This is a genomic window from Cypionkella sp. (assembly GCF_028290025.1).
GTDB lineage: Bacteria > Pseudomonadota > Alphaproteobacteria > Rhodobacterales > Rhodobacteraceae > Cypionkella.
Map to the genome: position 1 here is coordinate 17,467 of NZ_JAQGKQ010000083.1, position 26,403 is coordinate 43,869.

General features: G+C 59.2%; 22 protein-coding genes. 16 read left to right on the forward strand and 6 right to left on the reverse strand.

The genetic code is table 11. The annotated features are described in order from the left end of the window. Nucleotides 1-81 precede the first annotated feature (81 nt). The 3 genes from JWS10_RS13680 (at nucleotide 82) to JWS10_RS13690 (ending at nucleotide 4,299) form a co-directional block, all read left to right on the forward strand. Nucleotides 82-2,451 carry a DUF1989 domain-containing protein gene (locus tag JWS10_RS13680; RefSeq protein WP_299508279.1) on the forward strand — a complete coding sequence of 790 codons (2,370 nt, stop codon included), beginning with the start codon at nucleotides 82-84 and terminating at the stop codon, nucleotides 2,449-2,451. A gap of 244 nt (nucleotides 2,452-2,695) precedes the next feature. Beyond that, nucleotides 2,696-3,442: a HipA family kinase gene (locus JWS10_RS13685; RefSeq protein WP_299508281.1), complete on the forward strand. Its 747-nt coding sequence runs from the start codon at nucleotides 2,696-2,698 to the stop codon at nucleotides 3,440-3,442. A 2-nt stretch (nucleotides 3,443-3,444) separates the two neighbouring features. Next, a complete protein-coding gene (locus JWS10_RS13690) occupies nucleotides 3,445-4,299 on the forward strand; it encodes a DUF3037 domain-containing protein (RefSeq protein ID WP_299508283.1) in 855 nt (284 codons plus the stop codon). A gap of 13 nt (nucleotides 4,300-4,312) precedes the next feature. On the opposite strand, the gene JWS10_RS13695 is transcribed toward JWS10_RS13690, so the two are convergent. Further along, nucleotides 4,313-5,191 (reverse strand): ParB N-terminal domain-containing protein, encoded by an 879-nt coding sequence (locus tag JWS10_RS13695; RefSeq protein ID WP_299508284.1) that lies wholly within the window; start codon nucleotides 5,189-5,191, stop codon nucleotides 4,313-4,315. Between the two features lie 83 nt (nucleotides 5,192-5,274). Beyond that, nucleotides 5,275-6,201, reverse strand: coding sequence for a 2-hydroxyacid dehydrogenase (locus tag JWS10_RS13700; RefSeq protein WP_299508285.1), 927 nt, complete (start codon nucleotides 6,199-6,201; stop codon nucleotides 5,275-5,277). Nucleotides 6,202-6,272: 71 nt separating this feature from the next. Between JWS10_RS13700 and JWS10_RS13705 the strand changes: the two genes are divergently transcribed. Beyond that, on the forward strand, nucleotides 6,273-7,022 hold the full coding sequence (locus JWS10_RS13705) for an SDR family oxidoreductase (RefSeq protein ID WP_299508287.1): 750 nt from the start codon (nucleotides 6,273-6,275) through the stop codon (nucleotides 7,020-7,022). 6 nt (nucleotides 7,023-7,028) lie between these two features. Then, nucleotides 7,029-7,553 carry a gluconokinase gene (locus JWS10_RS13710; RefSeq protein ID WP_299508289.1) on the forward strand — a complete coding sequence of 175 codons (525 nt, stop codon included), beginning with the start codon at nucleotides 7,029-7,031 and terminating at the stop codon, nucleotides 7,551-7,553. A 184-nt stretch (nucleotides 7,554-7,737) separates the two neighbouring features. On the opposite strand, the gene JWS10_RS13715 is transcribed toward JWS10_RS13710, so the two are convergent. After that, entirely contained in the window at nucleotides 7,738-8,682 is a 945-nt protein-coding gene (locus JWS10_RS13715) for a LysR substrate-binding domain-containing protein (RefSeq protein WP_299508291.1), read from the reverse strand. Between the two features lie 144 nt (nucleotides 8,683-8,826). Here JWS10_RS13715 and chvE point away from each other — a divergent pair, with 144 nt between their 5' ends. From chvE to JWS10_RS13750, 7 genes are all read left to right on the forward strand, one after another. Next, nucleotides 8,827-9,903, forward strand: coding sequence for a multiple monosaccharide ABC transporter substrate-binding protein (chvE, locus tag JWS10_RS13720; RefSeq protein ID WP_299508293.1), 1,077 nt, complete (start codon nucleotides 8,827-8,829; stop codon nucleotides 9,901-9,903). A gap of 59 nt (nucleotides 9,904-9,962) precedes the next feature. After that, nucleotides 9,963-11,492, forward strand: coding sequence for a multiple monosaccharide ABC transporter ATP-binding protein (gene mmsA / locus JWS10_RS13725; protein ID WP_299508295.1), 1,530 nt, complete (start codon nucleotides 9,963-9,965; stop codon nucleotides 11,490-11,492). Next, nucleotides 11,492-12,667 carry a multiple monosaccharide ABC transporter permease gene (mmsB, locus tag JWS10_RS13730; RefSeq protein ID WP_299476019.1) on the forward strand — a complete coding sequence of 392 codons (1,176 nt, stop codon included), beginning with the start codon at nucleotides 11,492-11,494 and terminating at the stop codon, nucleotides 12,665-12,667. Before mmsA ends, mmsB begins: the two co-directional genes overlap by 1 nt. A gap of 12 nt (nucleotides 12,668-12,679) precedes the next feature. Further along, a complete protein-coding gene (gene araD1, locus JWS10_RS13735; protein ID WP_299508297.1) occupies nucleotides 12,680-13,672 on the forward strand; it encodes an AraD1 family protein in 993 nt (330 codons plus the stop codon). 7 nt (nucleotides 13,673-13,679) lie between these two features. Further along, complete coding sequence (gene araD / locus JWS10_RS13740) at nucleotides 13,680-15,422, forward strand: L-arabinonate dehydratase (protein WP_299508299.1); 1,743 nt, start codon at nucleotides 13,680-13,682, stop codon at nucleotides 15,420-15,422. Nucleotides 15,423-15,433: 11 nt separating this feature from the next. Beyond that, on the forward strand, nucleotides 15,434-16,345 hold the full coding sequence (locus JWS10_RS13745; RefSeq protein ID WP_299508419.1) for a Gfo/Idh/MocA family oxidoreductase: 912 nt from the start codon (nucleotides 15,434-15,436) through the stop codon (nucleotides 16,343-16,345). 110 nt (nucleotides 16,346-16,455) lie between these two features. Beyond that, a complete protein-coding gene (locus tag JWS10_RS13750) occupies nucleotides 16,456-17,961 on the forward strand; it encodes an aldehyde dehydrogenase (NADP(+)) (RefSeq protein ID WP_299508301.1) in 1,506 nt (501 codons plus the stop codon). Between the two features lie 107 nt (nucleotides 17,962-18,068). Here JWS10_RS13750 and JWS10_RS13755 read toward each other — a convergent pair whose 3' ends face one another. Together JWS10_RS13755 and JWS10_RS13760 are read right to left on the reverse strand one after the other, a co-directional pair. Next, nucleotides 18,069-19,220: a fumarylacetoacetate hydrolase family protein gene (locus tag JWS10_RS13755; protein WP_299508303.1), complete on the reverse strand. Its 1,152-nt coding sequence runs from the start codon at nucleotides 19,218-19,220 to the stop codon at nucleotides 18,069-18,071. A gap of 60 nt (nucleotides 19,221-19,280) precedes the next feature. Beyond that, on the reverse strand, nucleotides 19,281-20,642 hold the full coding sequence (locus JWS10_RS13760; RefSeq protein ID WP_299508305.1) for a four-carbon acid sugar kinase family protein: 1,362 nt from the start codon (nucleotides 20,640-20,642) through the stop codon (nucleotides 19,281-19,283). 76 nt (nucleotides 20,643-20,718) lie between these two features. On the opposite strand from JWS10_RS13760, the gene JWS10_RS13765 reads away from it, so the two are divergent. Continuing rightward, complete coding sequence (locus JWS10_RS13765) at nucleotides 20,719-21,546, forward strand: phosphogluconate dehydrogenase C-terminal domain-containing protein (protein WP_299508307.1); 828 nt, start codon at nucleotides 20,719-20,721, stop codon at nucleotides 21,544-21,546. A 49-nt stretch (nucleotides 21,547-21,595) separates the two neighbouring features. Here JWS10_RS13765 and oiaX read toward each other — a convergent pair whose 3' ends face one another. Continuing rightward, on the reverse strand, nucleotides 21,596-22,843 hold the full coding sequence (oiaX, locus tag JWS10_RS13770; protein WP_299508310.1) for a 3-oxo-isoapionate-4-phosphate decarboxylase OiaX: 1,248 nt from the start codon (nucleotides 22,841-22,843) through the stop codon (nucleotides 21,596-21,598). Nucleotides 22,844-22,944: 101 nt separating this feature from the next. On the opposite strand from oiaX, the gene JWS10_RS13775 reads away from it, so the two are divergent. From JWS10_RS13775 to nanR, 3 genes are read left to right on the forward strand one after another with little or no spacing between them, the layout of a single operon-like run. After that, a complete protein-coding gene (locus JWS10_RS13775) occupies nucleotides 22,945-23,964 on the forward strand; it encodes a Gfo/Idh/MocA family oxidoreductase (RefSeq protein WP_299508312.1) in 1,020 nt (339 codons plus the stop codon). Next, nucleotides 23,961-25,607: a hypothetical protein gene (locus tag JWS10_RS13780; protein WP_299508314.1), complete on the forward strand. Its 1,647-nt coding sequence runs from the start codon at nucleotides 23,961-23,963 to the stop codon at nucleotides 25,605-25,607. Before JWS10_RS13775 ends, JWS10_RS13780 begins: the two co-directional genes overlap by 4 nt. After that, nucleotides 25,604-26,305, forward strand: coding sequence for a transcriptional regulator NanR (nanR, locus tag JWS10_RS13785; RefSeq protein ID WP_299508316.1), 702 nt, complete (start codon nucleotides 25,604-25,606; stop codon nucleotides 26,303-26,305). Before JWS10_RS13780 ends, nanR begins: the two co-directional genes overlap by 4 nt. Nucleotides 26,306-26,403 lie beyond the last annotated feature (98 nt).

Genomic DNA, 26,403 nt, shown 5'->3' on the forward strand with positions numbered 1-26,403 from the left:
CGCAAATGGCTTGCGCAAATCCCTGCGCGCGATATTCTTGAAAAGAAACAATTTTGCCGTGTATGCAAAAATGAGGCTCCGATGCTCGACTCATATCCAGCTGTCCAACCCGGTCCGCCGCGCCCTAGCCAGATAATCACTCCTGAACCATTAGGTGTGCGCGCGGGATTGGAACGATTTACCGTCCCCGGCGGCGGCGCTTGGCTGATCGCTTTGGGTACAGGCGATCGGGTAACCGTGGTTAACGTGGAGGGCGGTCAGCGCGCCGAACTGCTCGCCGCCGACGATCAAGGCCGGATTGATCCGGGGATTTTTGGGGCTGCTTCTAACTCCGACGCGGCCGGACTGAAGGCGCTGTTGGCCTCGGGCAAAGGGGCCGGAATTGGCGGCTTGCGGCTGGGCATCGAACGGCGCGGCATTAATCTTTCTGACGCGAAAGCGGTAGCCTGTTTTGGCGAAACCTCGCCCGCCGGAGATGTGCAGAGCTTCACCGCCACCCGTGACGGCGTGCTGATTATCGCAGCCCCCGGCAACACAATGTCGCCCGATGCGCAGGATACTTCGACGCCAATCGGCGTGCGCTTGCAACGCTCAACTTTGGCGGGGATCAAAAAATATGAGCTGCCTGATCCGCTGGCAAACCCGGTTCTAGACCTTCGCGTAAAGTCGGCGACGGCGGAAAGCTACTTCGTCAAGGCGGGCGATTATATTCAGATCATCGACGTCGATGGCCGCCAATGCACGGACTTCCAATGCTTCTCCGCCCGTAAACTGGACAAGGGGCTAGAGCATCCGCTGGACGTGACCACCTCACGCACGCTGATGGGACATGCTTATTCGATGCCCGGCCTGCACGCGAAATATTACGATCAGGACTGGCTGCCACTGGTCGAGGTGATCCAAGACACCGTCGGTCGGCACGACGCTTTCGCGATGGCCTGTGCTTCCAAATATTACGACGAGATCGGCTATCCGGGGCATGTGAACTGCTCGGACAATTTCAACACCGCCCTCGCCCCGCATGGCGTCACGGCCCGTCCCGGCTGGATGGCGGTCAACATGTTCTTTAACACCAACATCGACGCCCACGGCGTGCTGATCATCGATGAGCCGTGGTCGCGCCCGGGTGACTACGTTCTGTTGCGCGCGCTGACCGATCTAGTCTGCGTGAATTCAGCCTGCCCGGATGATACCTCGCCCGCGAATGGCTGGTATCTGTCGGATATCCATGTCCGCACCTATTCGGGCGCGGAAACGTTCCAGCGGTCCATCGCCCACCGCCCTACCCCCACATCGGAGCCTGTGATGACCAAGGAAACCGCTTTTCACACGCGGATTGTTGAGAAGACCCGCAATCTGGTGGAATACAGGGGCTACTGGCTGCCGCAGACTTATGCCTCGAATGGCGCGATTGAGGAATACTGGGCCTGCCGCGAGAAGGCGGTGGTGTTGGATCTGTCGCCGCTGCGGAAGTTTGAGGTGACCGGGCCGGATGCGGAGGCTTTGCTGCAATATTGTCTGACGCGGGATGTGAAGAAGTTGTCGGTGGGTCAGGTGGTCTATTCTGCGATGTGTTTTGAACATGGTGGGATGATTGATGATGGCACTTTGTTCCGGCTCGGCAAGGATCAGTTCCGCTGGATCGGTGGCGATGATTACTCCGGCATTTGGCTGCGCGAGCAGGCTGAGAGACTCGGGTTGAAGGTGATGGTGCGGAGTTCGACCGATCAGCTGCATAATTTGGCGGTTCAGGGGCCGAACAGCCGTGAGATTATGCGGCGGATGATCTGGACTGCGCCGCACCAGCCGACGATTGAGGAACTCGGCTGGTTCCGCTTCACGGTGGGGCGGCTTGGGGGGCCGGATGGCGCGCCTGTGGTGGTTTCTCGGACGGGATATACGGGCGAGTTGGGGTTTGAGGTGTTTTGTCACCCCAAGGATGGCGCTGCGGTTTGGGATGCGGTTTGGGAGAGTGGGGCCGATCAGGGGCTGCGGCCGATGGGGCTGGCGGCGCTGGATATGGTGCGGATTGAGGCGGGGTTGATCTTTGCGGGTTATGATTTCACCGACCAGACCGATCCTTTTGAAGCCGGGATCGGGTTTACCGTGCCTTTGAAATCGAAGACCGACGATTTTATCGGGCGCGAGGCTTTGATCCGGCGGAAGGAAAACCCGCGTGAGAAGTTTGTCGGGCTGGAGATTGAGGCGGCTGTGGAGGTCGGGCATGGCGACGGAATTTATCTGGGGCGGGCCAAAGTTGGGGTGGTGACTTCGGCGATGCGGTCGCCTTTGTTGGGCAAGAATATCGCCCTCGCCCGGGTTGATCTGGCCCATGCGGCGCTTGGGACTGCGGTGGAGATCGGCAAACTCGACGGCCAGCAAAAACGGCTTCCGGCGCGGATTGTGGGCCCTTCGGCTTATGATCCAAAGAAGACCCGGCCTCAGAGTTGAGGGGGTGTGTCCACGTGTGGCGTTTGGGGTGGGGCTAGGGATTTCAAGGGGTTAGGAGGTTTGCTAAGGGTTTGTTAAGGTATTTCAACGAATAGCTTTTGTTACCAGTAAAAAAACTTCATCTGGCGTCGCGTTGATAATCTGCGCAAGATGATTAGAATTACAGGACTGGAGTTAAAATCCATTGATTTGTGAAGCTATGAGTTGCGTTGGACGCGCAGGCACTGGCAGAGCAAACCCACCTATGGTGATCGTAAGGGGCAATGGCGGCGAACTATTCGAGGTGTATCTGAAAAGCCCACACTTTCATGTGAAAAAATCTAGTTTCGTTGTTGAACGGGAATGGATGGCTGCAAAACTTGCACTCGCTCTTGACCTACCCTGCGCGCCGCCAGTCAAGGTGCATCTTTCGCAAGAGTTTATCGCTTCCATGGCAGACCGACAACTACAGCGTCAGCTCTTGTCAGGGCCAGAAATAATATTCGGTTCCCTGTCGGCGGGTTCCGGCTGGAACATATGGACTGAAGCGGCGCATATGCCCCGGAACAAACTGGCGCTAGCGACAAGTATATATCTTTTCGATACCGTAATTCAGAACTGGGATCGCTGCATGCCAAATCCCAATCTTCTTCAAAAAGGCGATGATCTCCTTCTCATTGACCATGAAGAGGCATTTGTCGAAGCAACTGGATCGGACGCTGAGAAAGACTACCAAAAGGCTCCGTGGGTGCGGGGAGCGATCAGCAATCACACGGGGTACGACCTTGAACACCCCTTGTGGCGAAAACTGCATCCAGCCACGCAGGTCGATTTCCAACAGGCAGCTGCCACTTGGAAACGCTTGCCATCGGATGCTTTCACGCTCTATGCACGAGATGCACCGGCATGCTGGTCATCACACGCCACATTCGCGATCGCCGATTATCTTTCGAATGCAACGCAAAGAATAGACGAAATAACCGCACTGATAGAGTATAATTTCTCACGATGAACATGGCATCATACTCTTACACGATACTTCAGTATCGTCACGACGTTTGGACAGGGGAAGCTCTGAACCTAGGCGTTTTGATGTTTTGCCCGTCGCATTCCTACTTATCTCTGAAAGTTCGGACAGGCCGGGCACGACTGGGTCGGGTATATCCCGACATTGATCATGGTGCACTTCGACAAACGATTAAAGGCTTAGAAAAATACTTCGCAAATCGGTTGGAGAAGAACGGCTTTCTTCCAAGGCCAGATTCAGCTTTGGATTTTGGGCGTTCGGTGCTTGCTGATGACGATAGCAGCTTACGGTGGTTTAGTAGCGGAAGTGGGTTAGCTTTAGACCCAGCCGCCGCTCATGAAGCTATATTTGCTAGAATGGTGACGCGGTATGAGCAAGAAGAAGGCCGAGACGCCATTACGGACGAAATGGTCTTTGAGCGCGTAAAAGATAAGCTGCAACGAGCCGAACTACTTCACCTGATGCAACCCACGACAGTGACGTCCGAGTTCGCAAAAATCAGTTTTGCTCACACCATTCAAAACGGAAAGCTCCATTGCATTCAGCCAGTATCATTTGACTCTGTCGATGAAGAGCAAATGCAGCTGAAAGGTGCTAAGTGGGCGGGAAATATGCAAAGTTTACAATATCGCGTAGACCTAAAGCCCTATTTTGTCACCGGGAAACCGACGAACCCCGCGTTGCTTCCCAAGTACGCGCAAATGCAGAAGCTGCTTCGGGTTAGCCCGTTGAATCCAGTGGTGGTGGATGCAGATGAGGTGGACGTGATTGTCGGACAACTTGCGAGCGCTGTGAAATCTCACACGGATGAAGCCAAGCCAGCGCCGCTGTTTGGCGCGTAAAAATCAAGCATTTCTACTCCGGCTGAAACCATCGCTCTATATGGTCGATCACGTCGTCCATCAGCCCGTTCTTCTTCGACTCTGGCCCTGAGAACCGCAGAATCCAGTCGCTCCCCGACCGCTCCCGCCTAATGGTTAACCCCTGTTTCAGCTGCAACAGCCTGCGGGGGCGGCCGGGGGTGGTGGTTGTGGCTTCCTCGGTGGGGTCGGTGAGGGCTTCGGACAATATCGGCAGCAGGGCTTGCCATTGGGCGGGCAAGGCGGAGCGGTGGTGGTCGCGTAAGGTGAGGTGGATCAGTTCGGACAGGCCGGCGCGCAGGGCGGCGCTGAGGCGGTGCATTTGGCGGCCGGTCAGGCGTTCAGGGGTGGCGATGGTGCCCTCGAGATCTTCGACAACCTCGGCGAAGGCGCGCAGGCGGGCGCGTTTTTGGCGGCTTGCACTGGCGTGCAGGGTTTGGGTGGCATCGTCCAGCGTGTCAAAGATACCTGCGCGGGTGGCGGCTAAAAGCGTGGCACCTTTCTCCCAAGGGCTTGTTTCGGCGCGGATTTCATTCTCGGCCACCATATCGGCCATAGCTTGCGGGATGGTTTCGGGGGTGCGGATGAAGGCGGCGATTTCGGTGAATGTGCCGTTTTGGCGCAGGGTGGCGAGGCGCTGGTGGGCGGTGAGGCGGCGCAGGCCGGAGATCAGGCCGTAGCGGAATGGCTCGGTGGGTTGGCTGAGTGTCCAGACCTCAATCGGCATACGCAGGCCGGTGGTGGCGATGGAGGTGGTGAGTTCGGCCATGGCTGCCTCGTCGAGTTGGGTGCGGTCGCGCGGCAGGGCATTGGGGTCAATCTCGGCGGTATTTATCAGGATTGGGGTGTTCAGTAGGGCTGGGATGAGGGTCATTTTATGCTCCGTTGGTTTGGGCGGAGTGGAGCATTGGCGTGGTTAACATCGGGTGGCGCGAGCGGGCGGTTGGCGGGGGTTTGTTATGTAACCGGGTTAATCAGCGGGCGGTTGGCGAAATATGCGGCGAGGTTGTCACGCATCAGTTGGCCCATGGCGCGGCGGGTTTCATGGGTGGCGGAGGCGTGGTGGGGTTGCAGCAGGGCGTTGGTCAGGGCGGCGAAGCGGGGGTTGATGTGGGGCTCGGCGTCGAACACGTCGAGGGCGGCTCCGGCGATTTGATGGGATTCGAGGGCGTCAAGCAGGGCGGATTCGTCGACATTGGCGGCGCGGGAGATGTTGATGAGAAAGCCGTTGGGGCCGAGGGCTGCAAGGGTGGCGGCGTTGATGATGTGGTGGGTTTCAGGCGTGGCTGCGGCGGTGACGAACAGGAAGTCAGCGTGGGTGGCGAGGTGGATCGGGTCGGGGATGTATTTGTAGGGCAAGGGTTTTTCGTGGCGGGCGGAGTAGGCGATGTCGATGCCGAAGCCTTGCAGACGGGTGGCTACGTCTTGGCCGATGCGGCCCATGCCGAGGATGCCGGCTTTAGCGCCCCAGACGCGGCGCTGTAGGGGGAAGCTGGTTTGGGTCCATGCTCCGCTGCGGGCATGGTGGTCGGCGGCGGGGATTTGGCGGGCGAGGCTGAGCATCATGCCTAGGGCGAGGTCGGCGCAGTCGCCGGTGAGGACGTCGGGGGTGTTGGTGATCTGGATGTGGCGTTCGGCGCAGAGGGCGAGGTCGATGGCATCGTAGCCTACGCCGTAAATCGCGATGAGTTTGAGGTTGGGGCAGGCTCGGATCACGTCGGAGGCGACCCCTGCCCCGCCGTTGGTGGCGATGGCTTGGATCTGCGGGCCGATTTGGGTCAGATCGGGATCTAGCCAGAGGCGGTGCGTGGTGTAGGCGGCGTCAAGGGCTGTTTGGTCGGGCGCGGGGTAGCTCGCGATCTGGAGGATGTGGGGTTTCGGCATGGTGCGCTCCGGTTGACAGCGGGGGTTGGCGTTACCTAACTGGGGTGCGTGCGATGTGTCGAGGGGACAGGATGAAGTTGTTTGATCTTACGGGCAAGCGGGCGCTGGTGACGGGGGCGTCGCAGGGCATTGGGCTGGCGCTGGCGCAGGGTCTGGCGGAGGCTGGGGCAGCGGTGGTCTTGAACGGGCGCGATGCTGTGCGGTTGCAGGGCGCGGTGGCGCGGGTGCCGGGCGCGCTCGGGCTGGTGTTTGATGTAACGGATTACAGGGGCGCTCGGGCGGCGGTGGATGGGTTTGAGGTGGCTGTGGGGCCGATCGATATTCTGGTGAACAATGCGGGCATGCAGCATCGCGGGCCGCTGGAGGAATTCCCCGAGGAAGCGTTTCAGCGGTTGTTGCAGACCAACATCGCATCGGTGTTCAATGTAGGCCAAGCGGTGGCGCGGCATATGATCAGCCGCGGTGCGGGCAAGATCATCAACATCGCCTCGGTGCAGACGGCTTTGGCGCGGCCGGGGATAGCACCTTATACCGCGACCAAGGGGGCGGTGGGCAATCTGACCAAGGGCATGGCGACGGATTGGGCGAAGCACGGCTTGCAATGCAATGCGATTGCGCCGGGGTATTTTGACACGCCGTTGAATGCGGCGCTGGTCGCGGACCCTGCGTTTACCGAATGGCTGGAAAAGCGCACGCCAGCGGGGCGCTGGGGCAAGGTTGAAGAACTCGTCGGGGCTTGCGTATTTCTCGCCTCGGCTGCGTCGAGTTTCGTCAATGGTCAGTGTTTGTATGTCGATGGCGGCATTACGGCGAGTTTGTGAGGGCTGATGAAAATCGTGTTGATGGGGGTGGCGGGCTGCGGAAAATCCTCGGTCGGGGTGGCTTTGGCGCAGGCTTTGGCCCTGCCCTACCGCGACGGCGATGATCTGCATCCGGCGGCGAATATCGTGAAAATGTCGCGGGGCGAGCCGCTGACGGATACCGATCGCTGGCCTTGGTTGGAACTGGTCGGGCAGGCTTTGCGCGCGCCGGGGATTGTCGGCTGTTCGGCTTTGAAGCGGGTGTATCGGGAGTTGATTGATAGGCAGGCGGGCGGCGGGGTGGTGTTTGTGCATCTTTCCGGCTCGCGGACGGTGATTGAAACGCGGATGCGGGCACGGACCGGGCATTTCATGCCGCCCGCCTTGCTTGATAGCCAGTTTGCGACTTTGGAGGTGCCGGCGGCTCACGAGCGCGCCGTGGTGGTAGATATTGATCAGCCGATGGAGATGGTGGTCGCAGAGATTATTCTGAAACTTGGGGAATTGCGGCAGGCCACTGGGGGCTCACCCCCAGACCCCGAGGATATTTAAGCCAATGTGAATGCAAATAGATTAAAATTTGAGGGGTTTGGTGGGCGGTCAATTCGCACGGCTCACTCTTCTGCTGTTCTTAGCTCTTTCACATTGGCACAAATATCCCACGGGGGTCCGGGGGTGTGAAACCCCCGGCGCTGGCAGCTTGTTGCGATAGCATGCAAGAAAATCTCTGGCTTATTTACAGCGTCACCATGTTTTGAATCTCGCGTGCCAGCCGTGCCGCGACGGGTGGCAGGATCGCACCTGCGCGGGTGACGAGGCCGAAGGGTTCGACTTCGATGCCGAGATCAATGGCGAGTTCGGTGTAAGGCGCGTCGGGTGAAGCGGAGAAGCTGGTCACCACGGCGCGGGCGAGTGGGGCGATGGCGTTCGATTGTTGCAAGAGCGCGAAGATCAACAGGAACGACGCGGTCGAAAGCCGTTGCGGTGGGCTGGGCATTCCGCTTGCGTGCAGGCGGGCGTGCACGGCGCGGGACAGCAGCGAATCCGGCGGCGGCATCACCCAATCGTAAGCCAGCAGGTCTTCGGGCTGCGGGTTCGGATGATTGGCGAGCGGATGGCCTTTGCGTACCACCAGGCTGACGGGTTCGGTGGCGATGGGTGTCAGGGTAAACAGGTCGCGGGTTGGTCCTTCGGGCAGGCGACCGATGACAAAATCGAGACGTCCGGCGAGGAGTTGTTCGCACAAAAGATCTGAGGGTGACACCACGACTTCGACGGTGACTTGCGGTGCGGTCAGCCGCGCGTTGCGCAACGTTGGCAGCACGCGGTCGATGGCCGGGCCAGTCACCGCACCGATGCGAACATGGCCACTGGTGCCAGAGGCCACTTCACTCATATCGCGGGCGGCATCGCGCAGCTCCATCTGGATACGTTGGGCGCGGGTCGCTAGGGCTTGGCCCACAGCCGTCAAGCTCATCCCGCGCCCGGTGCGGTGGTGAACCGGTTGACCTACGATACGCTCCACCTCTGCCAGCAGACGCGAAGCGGCGGGCTGGGTGGAGCCGATCCGATCTGCCGCAAGACTAATATGGCTGGTTTCGGCCAAGGCGGCGAGCAAGCGCAAATGGCTAAGTTTTAGGCCGCGCTGAATCAACAAATCGCTTGTTGGGGGTTTTGACATATCAATCCTGCCATGTGTCCATACCATTTCATCATTTGACCGATATGTTAGCCTGTTGCAAGAGTGCCGCACGGTTCCGAGGGGCGCTGCTCGGTTGGACCTGTAGGGATATCGCGGCCAATGTGCCGCTTGGGAGGATATAGAATGCAAGTTTCAAGAAGGGCGCTTTTGGCGCTGGGCGGCGCTGCGGCTGCAACGACCGTGTTCGGTCTGCCAGCTTTTGCGCAAGACAAAGGCACCATCGGCATCGCAATGCCGACGCAATCTTCGGCACGTTGGATCTCGGACGGCAAATCGATGGTGGATCAGTTCACCGCCGCTGGCTACACCACCGATCTGCAATATGCAGAAGATGACATTCCAAACCAGTTGAGCCAGATCGAAAACATGATCACCAATGGCGTCAAAGCTTTGGTGATTGCAGCGATCGACGGCACCACTTTGTCGAACGCTTTGGACGCGGCCAACAAGGCTGGCATCAAGATCATCGCTTATGACCGTCTGATCCGCGATTCTGGCTCGGTCGATTACTATGCGACGTTCGACAACTTCAAAGTCGGCGTGCAGCAGGCGACTTCGCTGGTTGAAGGTCTGAAAGAGCGCTTCCCAGATACCAAGCCTTGGAACGTTGAATTGTTCGGCGGCTCCCCGGACGATAACAACGCGTTCTTCTTCTATGATGGCGCGATGTCGGTGTTGCAGCCAATGATCGACTCGGGCGAGATCGTTATTCCGTCGGGCCAAACTGGCATGAAGGTTGTCGGCACTCTGCGTTGGGATGCGGCTGTGGCCCAATCCCGCATGGATAACCTGCTGTCGTCGAACTACGGCGACAAGGTTCTGCACGGCGCGCTGTCGCCTTACGATGGTCTGTCGATCGGTATCCTGTCGTCAGTTAAGGGCGTCGGCTACGGTTCGGGCGATCTGAAAATGCCAATCGTGACTGGCCAGGATTGCGAAGTGCCGTCGGTGAAGTCGATCATCGCTGGTGAGCAGTATTCGTCGATCTTCAAAGACACCCGCGAGCTGGCGAAAGTCACCGTGAAAATGGTCGATGCGGTGCTTTCGGGCGCAGAGCCAGAGATCAACGACACCAAAACCTATGACAACGGCGTCAAAGTTGTGCCGTCGTATCTGCTGGAAAGCCAGCCGGTCAACGCCACCAACTACGAAGCTGTGCTGGTCACTTCGGGCTACTACACCGCTGACGAGCTGAAATAAGCGAACTCCGTGCCCGCCCATTGGCGTCTTTGGGCGGGCACGGATTTTAGGAGGAAATCATGACAGCATTGTTGGAAATGCGGGGGATCACCAAGGTCTTTCCGGGTGTTCGGGCGTTGGATAACGTGTCGCTTACGGTTCAGCCCGGCGAGATCCACGCGATCTGCGGTGAGAATGGCGCGGGCAAATCCACCCTGATGAAGGTGCTGTCAGGGGTTTATCCGTTTGGCTCTTATGAGGGCGATATAATTTATGACGGCGAGACGTTGGCTTGCCGCAACATCCGCGACAGTGAAGCGCGCGGGATTATCATTATTCACCAGGAACTTGCGCTGGTGCCGTTGCTGTCGATTGCCGAGAACTTGTTTCTTGGCAACGAGGTGGCGAAGAACGGTGTGATTAACTGGGGCGAAGCCTATCAGCGCACTGAGGGGCTGTTGAAGAAGGTCGGCTTGAACGAACTGCCGACCACCAAAGTGGAAAAGCTCGGCGTTGGTAAGCAGCAGTTGATTGAGATCGCCAAGGCTTTGGCCAAGGATGTGCGGTTGTTGATCTTGGATGAGCCGACCGCGGCTTTGCAAGAGAATGACAGCCAGAAACTGCTCGACCTGATGCTGGAGTTGAAGGCGCAGGGGGTTACTCAGATCATCATCAGCCACAAGCTGAACGAGATTTCCCGCGTGGCTGACCGTATCACGGTGATCCGCGATGGCGCTTCGGTGTCAACGATGGACAAGCATGAGATCACCGAGGACCGCATCATCCGCGACATGGTGGGGCGCGATATGGCGCATCGCTACCCCGAGCGGGTGTCGAATGTCGGTGAGACGCTGATGGAGGTGGCGAACTGGAGCGTTTGGCATCCCGAGCAGGCGGATCGGCAGATCATCAAGGATGTGTCGCTGAATGTGAAAAAGGGTGAGATCGTCGGCATTGCGGGGCTGATGGGCACCGGGCGGACCGAGCTTGCGATGTCGATCTTCGGGCGGTCTTATGGCAAGGGTCACAAGGGCTCGGTCAAGATGCATGGCAAGGAAGTCGATGTCTCGACAGTGACCAAAGCGGTGAGGGCGGGGATTTCTTATGTCACCGAGGATCGCAAGGGGCTGGGACTGATCCTTGAAGAACCGATTGTGAAGAACGTCACGCTGGCCAATCTGCCGGGGGTGTCGTTGCGCGGCGTGCTGGACAAGCGGCGCGAAACCCGGGTGGCTGAAGGCTATCGCAAGCAACTCGCCATCCGCACCCCGGGGGTGCAGCAAAAGGTGATGAACCTGTCGGGCGGCAATCAGCAAAAGGTGGTGTTGTCAAAATGGCTGTTCACCAACCCTGAAGTGCTGATCCTCGATGAGCCGACGCGCGGCATCGACGTGGGCGCGAAGTTTGAGATTTACACCATCATGAAGGAACTCGCCGAACAGGGCCGTTCCATCGTGATGATCAGCTCGGAAATGCCCGAGCTGTTGGGCATGTGCGACCGCATCTATGTGATGAACGAGGGGCGGATCGTGGGAGAATTGGGCCGGGATGAGGCAAGCCAAGAGAAAATCATGGCGTTGATCCTGAAGGGCGAAGGGAAGGCTGCATAATGGCACAAGACAAAAAATCCGGCTCGGCTTTGGGCGAACGTCTGCGCGAAAATGGTATGTTGCTGGCGCTGGTCGCCATCGTGGCGCTGTTCTCGATTTTGCTGGCACAACAGGGCAAAACGTTCTTGCAGCCGCAAAACATCACCAACATTTTCTTGCAGAATGGCCATGTGATTATCCTCGCTTTGGGGATGCTGCTGGTGATTGTGGCGGGGCATATTGACCTTTCGGTGGGCTCGGTTGCGGCGTTTACCGGGGCGGTTGCGGCTTATCTGACGGTGAAACTGGGCTGGCCGTTCTATGTGGTGATCCCGGCGACGCTGGTGGTTGGCGGCTGTATCGGGGCTATTCAAGGCTATTGGGTGGCGTTCTGGCGCATCCCTTCGTTCATCGTGACGCTTGCGGGCATGATGGTGTTCCGGGGGGCTACGATGTGGATGCTCGGCGGGCAGAACATCGGGCCGTTTCCAAAAGAATTCCAAGCGATTTCAAGCGGTTTCCTGCCGGATTTGACCGGGATGGATAAGCCGCATGGCCTGACGGTGATCTTGGTGGTGCTGGCGATTGGCGCGCAGTTTTGGCTCGGTTTCCGGGCGCGGGCGCGCGATGCCGAGTTTGGCATTGAAGCCGAGCCGATGGCTTTGTTCATGGGCCGCACTGCGCTGATCGCGGCGGCGACGGGGTTTGTCGGCTACCAGTTGGCCTATCTGAAAGGTCTGCCAAACGTGTTGGTGGTGCTGATCGTGCTGACCGTGCTCTATGCGTTCTTCACCGAAAATACCACGATGGGGCGGCGGATTTACGCGGTGGGCGGCAATGAGAAAGCCGCCAAACTGTCGGGTATCCGCAGCGACCGTCTGGTGTTCGCTTGTTTCGTCAACATGGGCGTTCTGGCGGCTTTGGCGGGGATGATGGTGACGGCGCGGTTGAACTCGGCAACGCCTAAGGCTGGCACCGGGTTTGAGTTGGACGCGATTGCTTCGGTGTTCATCGGCGGCGCGTCAATGACGGGCGGTTCGGGCAAGATTGTCGGCGTGGTGATCGGTGCGCTGATCATGGGCGTGATGAACATGGGCATGTCGATCATGGGCATCGGCATTGATTATCAGCAGATGATCAAGGGCTTGGTGCTGTTGGCCGCTGTGATCTTTGACGTCTATAACAAAGCGAAATAAGGCAGGAATGTCATGCTGTTGTCTCAGATAATGAATGTAGACGGGTCGCTGAGTGTTGTGGCGCGTGAAGGCTCGGAAGCGGCGATTGTGCGCGGTGCTGTCAGCACCTATGCGCTCGCGGCTGAGGCTTTGGCGCAGGGTCGTGGTCTGGCCGAAGTGATTGCCGCGCGCGGTTTGGGTGAGGCGGTCGATCTTGTGAGTTTGGCTGCGGCTGGGCGGTTGGCGTTGCCGATCACCCACCCGGATCTGACGCATATGCATCTGACTGGCACCGGGTTGACGCATTTGGGCTCGGCTGCGACGCGCGATGCGATGCATACCAAGTTGGGCGAGGCAGCGGTTCTGACGGATTCGATGAAGATGTTCCAGATGGGGCTGGCCGATGGTCGGCCTGCGCCGGGGCAAGTCGGCGTGCAGCCGGAGTGGTTTTATAAGGGCAACGGTTATACTGCTGTTGCTCCAGGTTCGGCTTTGACCTCACCGGGGTTTGCGCTGGATGGTGGTGAAGAACCTGAACTCGCCGGGATTTACCTGATTGACGCGGATGGCGGCCCTGCCCGCGTCGGCTGGGCCTTGGCGAATGAGTTTTCCGACCATGTGACCGAGCGGATCAACTATCTGTTCCTTGCGCATTCCAAACTGCGTGAAGCCTCGTTCGGACCGGAGTTGTTGGTCGGCGATCTGCCGATGGATGTGCGCGGCGCAAGCCGGATTTACCGCGATGGTAAGGCGATTTTCGACAAGCCGTTCCTGTCGGGGGAGGCGAACATGTCGCATACGTTCGCGAACTTGGAGCATCACCACTTCAAATATGATCTGTTCCGTCAGCCCGGCGATCTGCATGTGCATATGTTCGGCACCGCGACCTTGAGTTTCGCGGATGGGCTGAATGTGCTGCCCGGCGATGTGTTTGAGATTCAAGTCGATGCGTTCGGTCTGCCGCTGCGCAATACTTTGGCCGTTGCCCCTGCCCTGCAGGGTGCGGTGACCGTTAAGCAACTCTGAGGATAACATGACCTTCAAACCCGCCGAATGGCCCCGCAAACTGCGCTCGCAAACTTGGTTTGGCGGCACGTCGAAGGACAATATCTATCACCGTGGTTGGATGAAAAACCAAGGCTTCCCACCGGATTTGTTCGATGGCCGCCCGGTGATCGGGATTTTGAACACATGGTCGGAATTGACCCCCTGCAACGCGCATTTGCGCGATCTGGCAGAGCGGGTGAAGCATGGGATTTATGAGGCGGGCGGGTTCCCGGTTGAGGTTCCGGTGTTTTCGGCTTCGGAAAGCGCGTTCCGCCCGACTGCGATGATGTTCCGCAACCTCGCCGCGATGGCGGTTGAGGAAGCGATGCGCGGGCAGCCGATGGATGGCTGCGTGCTGATGGTCGGTTGCGATAAAACCACGCCTTCGTTGTTGATGGCGGCGGCGAGCACCGATATTCCGTCGATCGTGGTGACCGGCGGGCCGATGCTGAACGGCTATTACAAGAATGAGCGGGTTGGCTCGGGGACTCACTTGTGGAAGTTTTCTGAGGCCGTGAAGGCCGGGACGATGACCAAAGAGGAGTTCGTTGACGCGGAAGCTTCGATGAGCCGTTCGCCCGGTTCGTGCAATACTATGGGGACGGCGAGCACCATGGCGTCGATGGCGGAAGCATTGGGCATGGCTTTGTCGGGCAATGCGGCTATTCCGGCGGTGGACAGTCGGCGTCGGGTGATGGCCCAGATTACCGGGCGGCGGATTGTGCAGATGGTCAAGGATGATCTGAAACCGTCCGATATCCTGAAGAAGGAGGCGTTTGAAAACGCCATCCGCACCAATGCGGCGATTGGTGGGTCTACGAATGCGGTGATCCATTTGCTCGCGATTGCGGGCCGGGTTGGCATTGATCTGACGCTGGAAGATTGGGACCGTTGCGGCCGCGATGTGCCGACGATTGTGAACCTGATGCCGTCGGGCAAATACCTGATGGAGGAATTCTTCTACGCGGGCGGTCTGCCCGTGGTGATCAAACGGCTTGGCGAAGCGGGTCTGCTGCACAAGGATGCGCTGACGGTTTCGGGTGAGACGGCTTGGGAGCAGGTCAAGGATGTGGTGAACCACAACGACGACGTGATCCTGCCTGCCGATAAGGCGCTGGCGCAATCGGGTGGCGTGGTGGTGGTGAAGGGCAATCTGGCACCGAAAGGCGCGGTGTTGAAGCCCTCGGCTGCGACGGCGGCGCTACTGACCCACCGGGGTCGCGCCGTGGTGTTTGAGGATATCGACGACTACAAAGCCAAGATCAACGACGAGGATCTCGACATTGACGAGACCTGCATCATGGTGCTGAAAAACTGCGGGCCGAAGGGTTATCCGGGCATGGCAGAGGTCGGCAATATGGGCCTGCCACCGAAGATTTTGCGTAAAGGCATCACCGATATGGTGCGGATTTCCGATGCGCGGATGTCGGGGACGGCTTATGGCACGGTTGTGCTGCACACCTCGCCGGAAGCGGCTGCGGGTGGGCCGTTGGCTGTGGTGCAGAACGGCGATTTCATCGAGTTGGACGTGCCGAACCGTCGCCTGCATCTGGATATTTCGGATGAGGAACTTGCGGCGCGGTTGGCGAAATGGGTGCCGATCCATCCTTTGTATCAAAGCGGTTACGGCTGGCTGCATCAGCGCCATGTTGAGGGGGCCGATACCGGGGCTGACCTCGATTTCCTCAAAGGCGCGCGCGGCAATGCGGTGGGCAAGGATTCGCATTGATGCCCAATCCAATGAAAGTGGCTCTGGTTGGCATCGGCAAGATCGCGATTGATCAGCATGTTCCGGCGATTGCTGGATCGGCGGATTGGGAGCTGTCGGCGACGGTATCGCGCAAAGGCTCGGTTGAAGGCGTCGAGGCGTTTGACGATTTCGCAGCGTTTTTGACGGCTCGCCCGGATGTGTCGGTGGTATCTTTGTGCCTGCCGCCAGTGCCTCGGTTCGACTATGCCGAAGCCGCGCTGCTGGCGGGTCGGCATGTGATGCTGGAGAAACCGCCGGGAGCAACCTTGGCCGAAGTCCATGCTTTACAGGCACTTGCAGCGGCTAAGGGGCTGACGCTTTACACCACATGGCACAGCCGCATGGCACATGCGGTGGCCCCGGCAAAGGCTTGGCTGGCGGATAAACGCATTCTCAAAGCCCATATCACTTGGCGCGAGGATGTGCGGAAATGGCATCCGGGGCAGGATTGGGTGTTTGAACCGGGCGGCATGGGGGTGTTTGATCCGGGCATTAACGCGCTGTCGATCCTGACCGAAATCCTCCCCGCGCCGGTGCATCTGACCGCTGCGAGCCTTGAGTTTCCGTCGAACCGTCAAACTCCGATTGCCGCCAAACTGACCTTCTCGGGCAATGTCACCGCCGATTTCGATTGGCGGCAAACCGGGCCGCAGACTTGGGACATTGAGATCGACACCGACCAAGGCCCGATGGCTTTGCGGATGGGTGGCAATGTGCTGGAAATCGCGGGCCAGCCCTCGGCGGGCGAAAATACCATCATGGGCGAGTATCCGGCGCTTTATAAACGCATGGCCGAACTGGTGGCGCAAGGTGGCTCAGAGGTTGATCTCGCGCCAATGGTACATGTCGCTGATGCGCTGACTTTGGGCCGACGCATTGAAACTGCGGCCTTCGACTTCTAATTTCACATTGGCCTAAATATCCCACGGGTGAGCCGTTTGATTCGCCATTGGTTAAAGAACAAATGGCTCGGGGGGCGTGAAACCCCCAGCCGCTGCTGAAAGGAACCACCATGCTAACTGGCAAACACCTCATCGCGGGCACTTGGGTCGCGGGCGACGCGACTTTTCTCTCCTCTCCGGCGACGGGCGAGGCTTTGGCTTTTGCGGTCGGCACTCCGGCGCATATTGATGCGGCCGCGAAGGGCGCCGAGGCAGCTTATCCCAGCTATTCGGCTTTGAGCCGGGAAGCGCGGGCGGCTTTCCTCGACAAGATCGCTGACGAGATTGAAGCGCGCGGGCCGGAAATTACCGCGATTGGCACCTCTGAAACCGGGCTGCCAGCGGGGCGGCTGGAGGGGGAGCGCGGTCGCACCACGGGCCAGCTGCGGCTGTTTGCCAACCACATTCGCAAGGGCGACTATCTCGATCGCCGCTTCGATGCAGCGCAACCGGACCGCGCGCCAGCTGCGCGGCCGGAAATCCGCATGATGCAGGTTCCGGTTGGGCCAGTTGGGGTGTTTGGGGCGTCTAACTTCCCGCTGGCGTTCTCAACGGGGGGTGGTGATACCGCTTCGGCACTGGCGGCGGGCTGCCCCGTGGTGGTTAAGGGCCATTCGGCGCATCCGGGCACAGGTGAGATTATCGCGCAAGCCATTGAGGCGGCTATCAAAGCTTCGGGATTGCATCCCGGCGTGTTTTCTTTGGTGCAAGGTGGTAACCGCGATGTCGGCGAGGCTTTGGTGCAGCATCCGCTGATCAAAGCGGTGGGCTTTACAGGGTCTTTGGGCGGTGGCCGCGCGCTGTTTGACCTTTGCGCACAGCGTCCTGAACCGATTCCGTTCTTTGGGGAGTTGGGTTCGGTCAACCCAATGTTCCTGCTGCCCGCTGCCGTCGCGGCGCGCGGTGAGGCGCTGGGTTCGGGCTGGGCTGGATCTTTGACGATGGGAGCTGGCCAGTTTTGCACAAACCCGGGCATCGTGGTGGTGATCGACGGTGCCGAGACGCAAGGCTTCATCGACGCGGCCAAGGCGGCGCTGGCAAAAGTTGGCGCGCAGACCATGCTGACCGATGGTATCGCGCAAGCCTACCGTTCCGGGCGCGACAAGATCGCAGCGGCGACAGGCGTGCAGGAAGTGCTGACCTCGGTTTGCGACATGCGCCAAGCCAGCCCGTATTTGTTCGAAGTTTCGGGTGCTGATTGGCTGGCCAATCATGCCTTGGGCGAGGAAGTGTTCGGGCCTTTGGGCCTGATCGTGCGGGTGCGCGATTTCGCTGAGATGCAGGCGGTTGCGGCCGCGTTGCAGGGCCAACTGACCTGCACGTTGCACATCGACCCTGCGGATTACCCGCAGGCGCGCGTGTTGTTGCCCGTGCTGGAACGCAAGGCGGGCCGGATCCTCGCCAACGGCTTCCCGACTGGCGTTGAGGTGGTCGATGCGCAGGTGCATGGCGGGCCGTATCCGGCCTCGACCAACTTTGGCGCGACGAGCGTAGGGACACTGTCAATCCGGCGCTGGTTGCGTCCGGTGGCGTTCCAGAACCTGCCAGCGGAGTTGTTTCCGGCGGATTTGGTTTAAATTTCAAAGTCTTGTGCTCTGCATCAAACGCCGGGGGTTTCACACCCCCGGACCCCGGTGGGATATTTGAGCAGAGAGGATGACAATTTTAGCTAAGTTTTAGGTATTTAGAGCAAGCCTCTGGCGGCCAAATTGCGCATAAGGGCGGATGTGCCGAAGGTCCATTCTGGGGCTTCTGTCGACAGGCGCACGGTGTTGCGCAGGGTGCCGAGTTCGGGTGCGGCGATGGTGACCACGTCGCCAAGATGGTGGGTGAAGCCCTGCCCCGGCCCGTCGCGGTCTTGCACCGGTGAAAACATCGTGCCGCAGTAAAGCATGAAACCGTCGGGATATTGGTGATGGCGGCCCCTTGTTTGTGCCACCAGATCGGCGGGGTCGCGGCTGATTTGGCTCATCGAGGAAGCACCCGTCAGATGGAAGCCGTCTTCGCCTGTGACGGTCAGGGTGAGGTTCAGGTTGCGAACGGTATCCATGGTGAAATCGGCGTCAAAAACGCGGATGAACGGGCCGATACTGGCCGCTGCGTTGTTGTCTTTCGCCTTGCCAAGTAGCAGCGCAGAGCGGCCCTCGACATCGCGCAGATTGACATCATTGCCCAAAGTTGCGCCGACAATTTGGCCCGTGGAGTTGACCGCCAGCACCACCTCCGGCTCGGGGTTGTTCCATTTGCTGATCGGGTGCAGGCCGACCGACGCACCGTAGCCCACCGCCGACATTGCTTGCGCCTTGGTGAACACCTCGGCATCCGGGCCGATGCCGACTTCGAGATACTGGCTCCACAGATTTTCGGCTTGGAGCAAGGCTTTAACCTCGGCCGCTTTGGTGGAGCCTGGGATCAGATCGCGCAAGGAATTGCCGATCATATCGGCCACGCGGGCGCGAATTTCGGCGGCACGCGCGGGGTTGCCGGCGGCACGTTCTTCGATCACCCGCTCCACCATCGAGCGCGCGAAAGTAACGCCGCAAGCTTTGACTGCCTGCAGATCATTCGGGGCAAGCAGGTGGGTTTGGGCTTGGTCGGGTTCGATGGAATTTGCGGCGAGATCGGTGAGTTGGCCTATAGGTTCGCCTTGGATACCAGAGATAAAGCCAGCGATATCAGGCTGTTCCAGCGCATCGCGCATAGTCGGCGCGGCTTTTGTGGTGATGTCGATCACGTTGCCATCGCGCAGTGTAACAAGGCTGGGGCCGATGCCAGCGCGCCAAATGCGGCCAAGCCAAATGCCGTTCGGCAGGGTGAGATTTGCATTTTCGGACATCATTGCGCCTTTGATTTGCTTGCGGCGAGACTGCTGGATTTCGCAGCCCGTGTCGATGGTCTAGCGCGGCCCACCGCCCTGCCTGATCCAGCCGAAGTAGTCGGCGCTGCCCATCTGGCCGCCCTTCAGCGCCAGTTGCAAACCGTCATGCACGCCATCGCCGTGGGCTGTGAACAACGCAGCACCCGGGATGGTGGGGGCCAGTGCGGAAAGCGCGAACAGGCCCAGCTGACGCGCGCCGTGACCAGAAGTATCGCCGCCCGAGATCACTGCTCGGCGAATGTTGGAGGTCTTTAGCGTGGCGTCGAGCACCCGGCCAAGACTTTCGCCGATGCGCTGATTGGCAGCCTCGACGGTGATTTCGGTATGGCTGAGCGCGGCTCGGAATGCGGCAACGGCAGGATCGCTGGGGCCAGCGGCGGTCAGGATCAGCGGGCTTTGGCCTTGCGCGATGATGGTCAGCGCCGAAGCGGTCGCCTCGGCTTCGCCGCCTGTGGGGTCGGATAGCAGAGTTGCGGCGTTCAGACGAACAAGGCCGAAGCCATTTGCGGCGGACCATTCGATCTGCGCCGCGGTGGTCGGCGAGACCGAACCGGAGACCGCGACGATCTGCGCGACCTTGCCAGCAGAAGCGGTTGCGCTGGCGGACGGAAGAAGCCCCTCACGCTGCCAATGTTCGATAAGTGCATATTCAATGCCTTGTGACCCGACCAGCAGTCGCAAATTGTCGCGATTCTGCCAGATCAATCGACCTGCGGCCGCATCAGTTTCTGCCGTCATCGCATCGAAGCTGAGCAAACGGGAGGATTTCAGTGCGGCATTTAGCGCGGCTTGAGCGGTTTCGGAATCGGCCAAAGCCTCTAAATCCAGCAACGCCGAGGGTAGCGCAGACAGCGTGGCGAGGTGGCGCAAGACGTCGGATTCGGCCATCGGTGTAACCGGATGTTGCGCCATCACCGGGTGACGATCGAGGCGAAACACGCCCTGCGGTGTACCCGCAAACAAATGGCCGAACGCTTGGTAGCGGCGCATCCGGGGCGCGGCGGTCAACACAGGGATGCCAGCCGACGGGCGCGCTTGCAGGGCAAGATCAATCGCGGCTCCGATATTGCCAACATGGCGCGCGGAATCGAGGGTGGAGCAGATTTTATAGTGCAGGAAAGGTGCGTTCAGTGCAGCGAGAAAGGCCAGCGGCACTGGCATATTTTGCGCCATCCATTCAGGGCCGTGGCTGCGCGCAGTGGAAGCGATGCCGAGGCCGCGGACGCCGGGAAATCGCGCAAGTTGCTCCGGTGTCGGGGTGTCGAAGAACAGGATCGATGGCAGGCCCGCAAAGGTTAATGCCTCCATGACCGCGGCCGAGCCAGTAAAATCATCGCCGTACCACGTCAGCAGCAGGCCATTCGGCAGCGATTGAGCCATGTTTATTCCTTCGACTTGACCTTGTCATATTATCTCATCATACCAGTTGAGCAATAGACGAATGGTGGAGACGAAAATGACCAAAATTGCGCTGTTTGGAGCGGGCGGGAAGATGGGCGTGCGGCTGTCGCGCAACCTCGCGAAGACAGATTATACCGTGGCCCATGTTGAGCTTTCCGAAGCCGGGCAAGCGCGGTTAAAGGACGCCGTTGGGGCAGATTGTGTGACTGCAGCGGAGGCTGTACTGGGTGCCGATGTGGTGGTTCTGGCCGTACCGGATACCGCGATCGGCAAAGTTGCCGCGATGGTGGTACCGATGGTGGCACCGGGGACGATTGTGATCTGCTTGGATGCTGCCGCACCCTTTGCCGGGCATCTGCCACCGCGCGAAGACATCACCTATTTTGTCACCCACCCCTGCCATCCGCCGATTTTTAACGATGAAACCGACCCGGAAGCCAAGCGCGATTTCTTCGGAGGTGTGGCTGCAAAACAGGGCGTTGTTAACGCTTTGATGCAGGGACCGGATGCGCATTATGCGGTGGGTGAGGCGGTGGCGAAGGCGATTTTTGCGCCAGTTGCGCGCTCCCATCGGGTGACGGTTGAGCAAATGGCGATGCTGGAGCCGGGGCTTTCCGAGACCGTCGTGGCGTCGCTATTGGTGGTGATGCGCGAGGCGATGGACGAATGTGTGGCGCGCGGTGTGCCGCAAGCGGCAGCCCGCGACTTTTTGCTTGGGCATATGAACATCTTGGCGGCTGTAATCTTTGACGAACAGCCGGGCGTGTTCTCTGACGCTTGCAACAAAGCGATTGAGTTCGGCAAGCCAATGCTGATGCGCGATGACTGGAAAAAAGTATTTGAATGGGACGAGATTACTGCGTCTATTCAACGAATTACCTGAGGTAGTTGAAGTAACTAGTGCGCCCTCGGTAGAAATACCGGGGGTATTTTCATTTGTCGCCGAATTTCTCGATGGCTTGCGCTAACTCTTTGTGATCCTTAGCATAATCGGCCAACGATACGCCTTCTACTGCGGCCTCCCACGCTTGGCGAATGGCAGCCACTCCACTCGCCGCACCGCCGGGATGGCCGTGAATACCGCCGCCGCCGAGATACATCAGATCGGTAGTCTGACCGGTGCGAGCGTAAGTTTCGACCGCTTGACCGCCCCATTGACCAGATCCCACTACGGGCAGCGGACGGTCGGCTGGGCTGAAAATTGGGGTCATGCAATCGTGGAACGAGCGTACGAAACTCTCGTCAGGCTCCCAGTATTTCGCGGCTATGCCATTGATCTGAAACTGATCTACCCCGAGCAACCGCCAGATTTTGCCCCAAGCGGTGAACTGCATTCCCAGACCGGGATGCCGGGTTAAGATGTCCCAGCCATTGCGATGGGCGTGAAGGCACAGAGCGGAGCGTTTTCGCAGGTAAGTTATGCCGCCGTAGCCGACGGAATTGATGTTAATTACGGCCGCATTGCCACCCGCGGAAAGCACAAGATCATGGTTTTCCATCATAATATCTGGATCAGCCGACGAGATCCCCCAAGCATACATCACGCGTTTGCCAGTGCGCTGTTCATGCGCATCAATCACCGGCATCACGGCGGCGATGCGATCAGCCAGCGGCGAGTAGCCGGGGCTCATCAGCTTTTCATCATCCTTAATGAAGTCAACTCCGGCCTCGCAAAGCTCTTTCACCATCAGTGCAGTCTCGGGCGGCGCGAGGCCCAAAGCGGGCTTGATGATCGAACCGATGATTGGGCGATCATAGACATTGGTTAACTTGCGCGAGCCGTCGATACCGAATTGCGGACCGGGATGTCGGGCAAAAGCAGGTGGCAGATCGAAGTCCATCACCCGCACGCCAGACAGGCCGCGCACCGAAAAAACTCCGCCAACCGTGATGGTCATTAGCGCCGCAATATCGGTGCCGACAGCTTCAAGCGGATAGCCAATCACCACATCGGCGCGGTGAAATCTGTGGCCTTCGGACGGAAAAGACGACAATTCCGTGTCGGGAAGCGGAGTGATTTTCAACACGCGCGCGGCGCAGCGGGCTTTGACTTCGGCAGTCTCGCCGGGCAGATCCGTGAAGGTGCCTGTCGATTGATCCGAGGCGATTTTCGCCGCCAAAGCCGCCATGTCGCCGGAGGTTTCCAGACGATAAATCACGCGGATCAAGTCTTCGGGCATGGGCTGGCCTTTCGTCGGGTGTTGCTCTTGCATACTCATCATACCTGTTGAATTCAAGCACCTAGCGTGGCAGAGTTCAGCCAGTTTGTAAGGAGCGCGCTTTGCCTGAACCCTTGATCGGTGCCGTGATCGGCTGCGGATTTTTCGCGCAAAATCAACTTCATGCTTGGTCGGACCTGGCCGATGCTCAGATTGTAGCTTTATGTGATCGCGATCCCGTGCGGTTGGCGGAAACTGCCGCGCGGTTTGGCATTGCGCGCACATACACCGATGCGGGTGAGATGTTTGCCGCCGAGAATTTGGATTTTGTCGATATCGCAACCACGGTTGCCTCGCATCGGCTCCTGGTAAAAATCGCGGCGCAGGCTGGGGTGCATGTGATCTGCCAAAAGCCGTTTGCCGCTAATATGACGGATGCGCGCGCCATGGCGGCGGCAGTGGATGCTGCCGGTAAGACGCTGATGGTACACGAGAATTTCCGCTGGCAATCTGCAGTGCGACGGGTGATTGAGATCGTGCGCTCGGGTGCGTTGGGTGAGGTTTTCTTTGGCCGGGTGAGCTTTCGGTCGGGCTTTGATGTGTTCTCGGGCCAGCCTTATCTGGCCGAGGGTGAACGCTTTATCATTGAGGATCTAGGCATCCATATCCTTGATATTGCTCGGGCTTTGTTCGGCGATGTGGTGCGGTTGACGGCCACGACCAAGCGGATCAATCCTGCGATCAACGGCGAGGACGTTGCGACGATGCTGTTGACGCATGGCGGGGGTGCGACCAGCGTGGTCGATTGTTCTTATGCCACAAAGCGCAGCCCAGAGACGTTTCCGGAAAGTTTGATTGAAATTGACGGCACTTTGGGCAGTTTGCGGCTGGATGCGGGCTATCGGTTGCAGATGGGCAATCGGGTGGAAAATCTAACACCGCCGGTGCTGGCCTGGGCGAGCAAGCCTTGGCACAATATTCAGGAGAGCGTGCTGCATATTCAGCGGCATTTTCTAGATTGCATCGCGGCGGGCGTGCAGCCGGAAACCTCGGGCGCGGACAATTTGCAGACTTTGGCGCTGGTTGAGGCCGCCTATTTGTCGGCTGCCGAGGGCCGTAGTGTGGCACTGGCAGAGCTATGAAAATCACTGCGGGTGCGCTGAATTTCGACTATGACAGCGGCGCGCTGCGGCGGATTTGCCTTGGCGAGGTTGAGATCATTCGCGGCATCGCCTATCTGGTGCGTGACAAGGATTGGGGCACGTTGGTGCCGCAAATATACGATGAACGTATTGAAGATAAACGGATTTCCTACAGCGCGACTTATGAGAGCAATAGCGCGCGGTTGGTGGTTAGCGTGGTTATCGACTTTGCGGAGGGGCTGGATTTCACCGCCGAGGCGCGGGCGATGGGCGATTTTGAAACCAATCGCGCGGGCTTTACGGTGCTGCATCCGATCAGTGGCGTGGCGGGGGCGCCGGTGACGGTTGAGCATTGCGATGGCAGCATTCGGGCGGCGCATTTCCCCAAGTTGATCGCGCCGTGGCAGCCGTTTCAAGACTTGCGAGCGCTGACGCATCACGCTGGCGGCTGGCAAATCAGCTGTCGGATGGAGGGCGACGCGTTTGAAATGGAGGATCAGCGGCAGTGGGGCGACGCGAGTTATAAGACTTACGTGCGGCCGTTGGCGCTGCCTTGGCCGTATGTGGTCGCGGATGGCGCAGCGTTTAGCCAAGCGGTGCGGCTGAGATGGCAAGCTGCGGGTTCGGTTGAAACCGCCCCGCCCGAGCCGCAAATCGCAGGGGTTTTCCCGCAAACTGCGCTTGTGATCACTGCGCAAGAGGCTTTGCTGGCTGCAACCCTGCCCGCTGATTTGGACGTGGTAAAACCGCAGCGGCTGCTCTGTCATTTTGATGCGACTTTGCATGGTCTGGCCGAGTTGCAAGCCTTCGCGGCGTTGCAGGCAGTGTATCATGCAGAGTTTGATCTGGAGCTGATCGCGCGCTGTGATGGCGACTTAGATCTTGAATTTGCTCGCCATGCCAAAGACTTGGAGATTTCTGGCCTGCGGGTGGCCTCGATCATGGTTTGCCCCTCGGTGGACCGACAATCGACGCCGCCAGGTTCGGCTTGGCCGCCCTGCCCGGCTTTGGCCGACGTTTGTAAAGCGGCGCGGTTGGCGTTTCCCGGCGTGATTTTGGGCGGCGGCATGGTCAGTTTTTTCCCGGAACTGAACCGCAAACCGCCGCCGGTTGCGCTGTTGGATTTCGTCAGCCACGGGCTTTGCCCTATTGTGCATGATGCGAGCGATGCGGGCGTGATGCAGACTTTGGAGGCTGTGCCGCATATCACCGCGACCGCCCGCAGCATCATTGGTGCCAAGCAATATCGGCTGGGCCCGAGCACGATTGCGATGCGGCAGAACCCGTATGGGTCGCGCACGATCCCGAACCCAGAGCAGGCGCGGGTCTGCATGTCCGACGACGATCCGCGCCATCGCGAGCTTTTTGGCGCGGCTTATACGGTGGGATTGGCGGCGGCTTTGGTCGGTTCTGGTGTGGAGATTTGGACTCCGGCTGGGCTTTATGGCCCGCGCGGGGTGATGGATTGGGATGGGCAGGTCTATCCATTGGCTGAGGTTTTGGCGGTTTTGGCGGAGCGGGCGGGGCAACAGGTCCGGGCTGAAATCGTGCCCGAACGCCGCGCGAGCTTGCATTTTGAGGGTGGCGCTGTGCGGGCAGACTTGGCGGAACACCGCTGGTCGCAGGAATTGGGCGCAAAATGAGTTCGGAAAAGATCACCCGGCAAAAGCTTTCGGATCAGGTGTTTGACCGGCTGCGCGCGATGATTTTGACTGGTGAGTTGGCTGCGGGAGAGGTGGTGCCGTCGGAACGCGCGCTGATGTTGCGGTTCGGCGTCGGGCGACCTGCGGTGCGCGAGGCGCTGCAACAAATGCATACGATGGGGCTGATCACCATCGCGCATGGTGAGCGCAGCCGGGTTAAGCCATTGAATGCAGGCGCTGTTTTGGACCAAGTCGACGCGGTGGCGCAGCTTTTGCTGTCGGCGGAACCGGGAGCTTTGGCGCATCTGAAAGAGGCGCGGCGGCTGTTCGAATCCGGCATGGTGCGGATTGCGGCTGCGAGGGCGGTCGAGGCGGACGTGGTCGATCTGTCAGACATTTTGGATGAACAGCGTCGCTGCCTTGCTGATCCGCGCGCCTTTATTGCCGCCGACATGGCCTTTCACACTCGGATCGCGGCGATGACCGCCAATCCGATCATGCTCGCTGTATCGCAGGCGATGCTGAAATGGCTGTTTCACTATCACTCGGCGCTGCTGCACTGGTCTGGCAAGGAAGAAGTGACGCTGTTGGAGCACGCACGGATCATCGAGCGGATTGCGGCGCGGGACGGCGATGGCGCGGTGGCAGCGATGCAGGCACATATCGCGCGCTCGGCGGATGTGATCGCGCATCACTAAGGCTCGCTCCATTATGGTCATATGTTCTGACGGAGGCCATTTTGGCCGATGTAGGATGCCTCCGGCGGGGATATTTATGAGTAGATGAAACAATTTTA

Coding starts and splice junctions, on each gene's coding strand:
- JWS10_RS13680 (WP_299508279.1), top strand. CDS start 82: ATGCTCGACTCATATCCAGCTGTCCAACCCGGTCCGCCGCGCCCTAGC.
- JWS10_RS13685 (WP_299508281.1), top strand. CDS start 2,696: ATGGTGATCGTAAGGGGCAATGGCGGCGAACTATTCGAGGTGTATCTG.
- JWS10_RS13690 (WP_299508283.1), top strand. CDS start 3,445: ATGGCATCATACTCTTACACGATACTTCAGTATCGTCACGACGTTTGG.
- JWS10_RS13695 (WP_299508284.1), bottom strand. CDS start 5,191: ATGACCCTCATCCCAGCCCTACTGAACACCCCAATCCTGATAAATACC.
- JWS10_RS13700 (WP_299508285.1), bottom strand. CDS start 6,201: ATGCCGAAACCCCACATCCTCCAGATCGCGAGCTACCCCGCGCCCGAC.
- JWS10_RS13705 (WP_299508287.1), top strand. CDS start 6,273: ATGAAGTTGTTTGATCTTACGGGCAAGCGGGCGCTGGTGACGGGGGCG.
- JWS10_RS13710 (WP_299508289.1), top strand. CDS start 7,029: ATGAAAATCGTGTTGATGGGGGTGGCGGGCTGCGGAAAATCCTCGGTC.
- JWS10_RS13715 (WP_299508291.1), bottom strand. CDS start 8,682: ATGTCAAAACCCCCAACAAGCGATTTGTTGATTCAGCGCGGCCTAAAA.
- chvE (WP_299508293.1), top strand. CDS start 8,827: ATGCAAGTTTCAAGAAGGGCGCTTTTGGCGCTGGGCGGCGCTGCGGCT.
- mmsA (WP_299508295.1), top strand. CDS start 9,963: ATGACAGCATTGTTGGAAATGCGGGGGATCACCAAGGTCTTTCCGGGT.
- mmsB (WP_299476019.1), top strand. CDS start 11,492: ATGGCACAAGACAAAAAATCCGGCTCGGCTTTGGGCGAACGTCTGCGC.
- araD1 (WP_299508297.1), top strand. CDS start 12,680: ATGCTGTTGTCTCAGATAATGAATGTAGACGGGTCGCTGAGTGTTGTG.
- araD (WP_299508299.1), top strand. CDS start 13,680: ATGACCTTCAAACCCGCCGAATGGCCCCGCAAACTGCGCTCGCAAACT.
- JWS10_RS13745 (WP_299508419.1), top strand. CDS start 15,434: ATGAAAGTGGCTCTGGTTGGCATCGGCAAGATCGCGATTGATCAGCAT.
- JWS10_RS13750 (WP_299508301.1), top strand. CDS start 16,456: ATGCTAACTGGCAAACACCTCATCGCGGGCACTTGGGTCGCGGGCGAC.
- JWS10_RS13755 (WP_299508303.1), bottom strand. CDS start 19,220: ATGTCCGAAAATGCAAATCTCACCCTGCCGAACGGCATTTGGCTTGGC.
- JWS10_RS13760 (WP_299508305.1), bottom strand. CDS start 20,642: ATGGCTCAATCGCTGCCGAATGGCCTGCTGCTGACGTGGTACGGCGAT.
- JWS10_RS13765 (WP_299508307.1), top strand. CDS start 20,719: ATGACCAAAATTGCGCTGTTTGGAGCGGGCGGGAAGATGGGCGTGCGG.
- oiaX (WP_299508310.1), bottom strand. CDS start 22,843: ATGCCCGAAGACTTGATCCGCGTGATTTATCGTCTGGAAACCTCCGGC.
- JWS10_RS13780 (WP_299508314.1), top strand. CDS start 23,961: ATGAAAATCACTGCGGGTGCGCTGAATTTCGACTATGACAGCGGCGCG.
- nanR (WP_299508316.1), top strand. CDS start 25,604: ATGAGTTCGGAAAAGATCACCCGGCAAAAGCTTTCGGATCAGGTGTTT.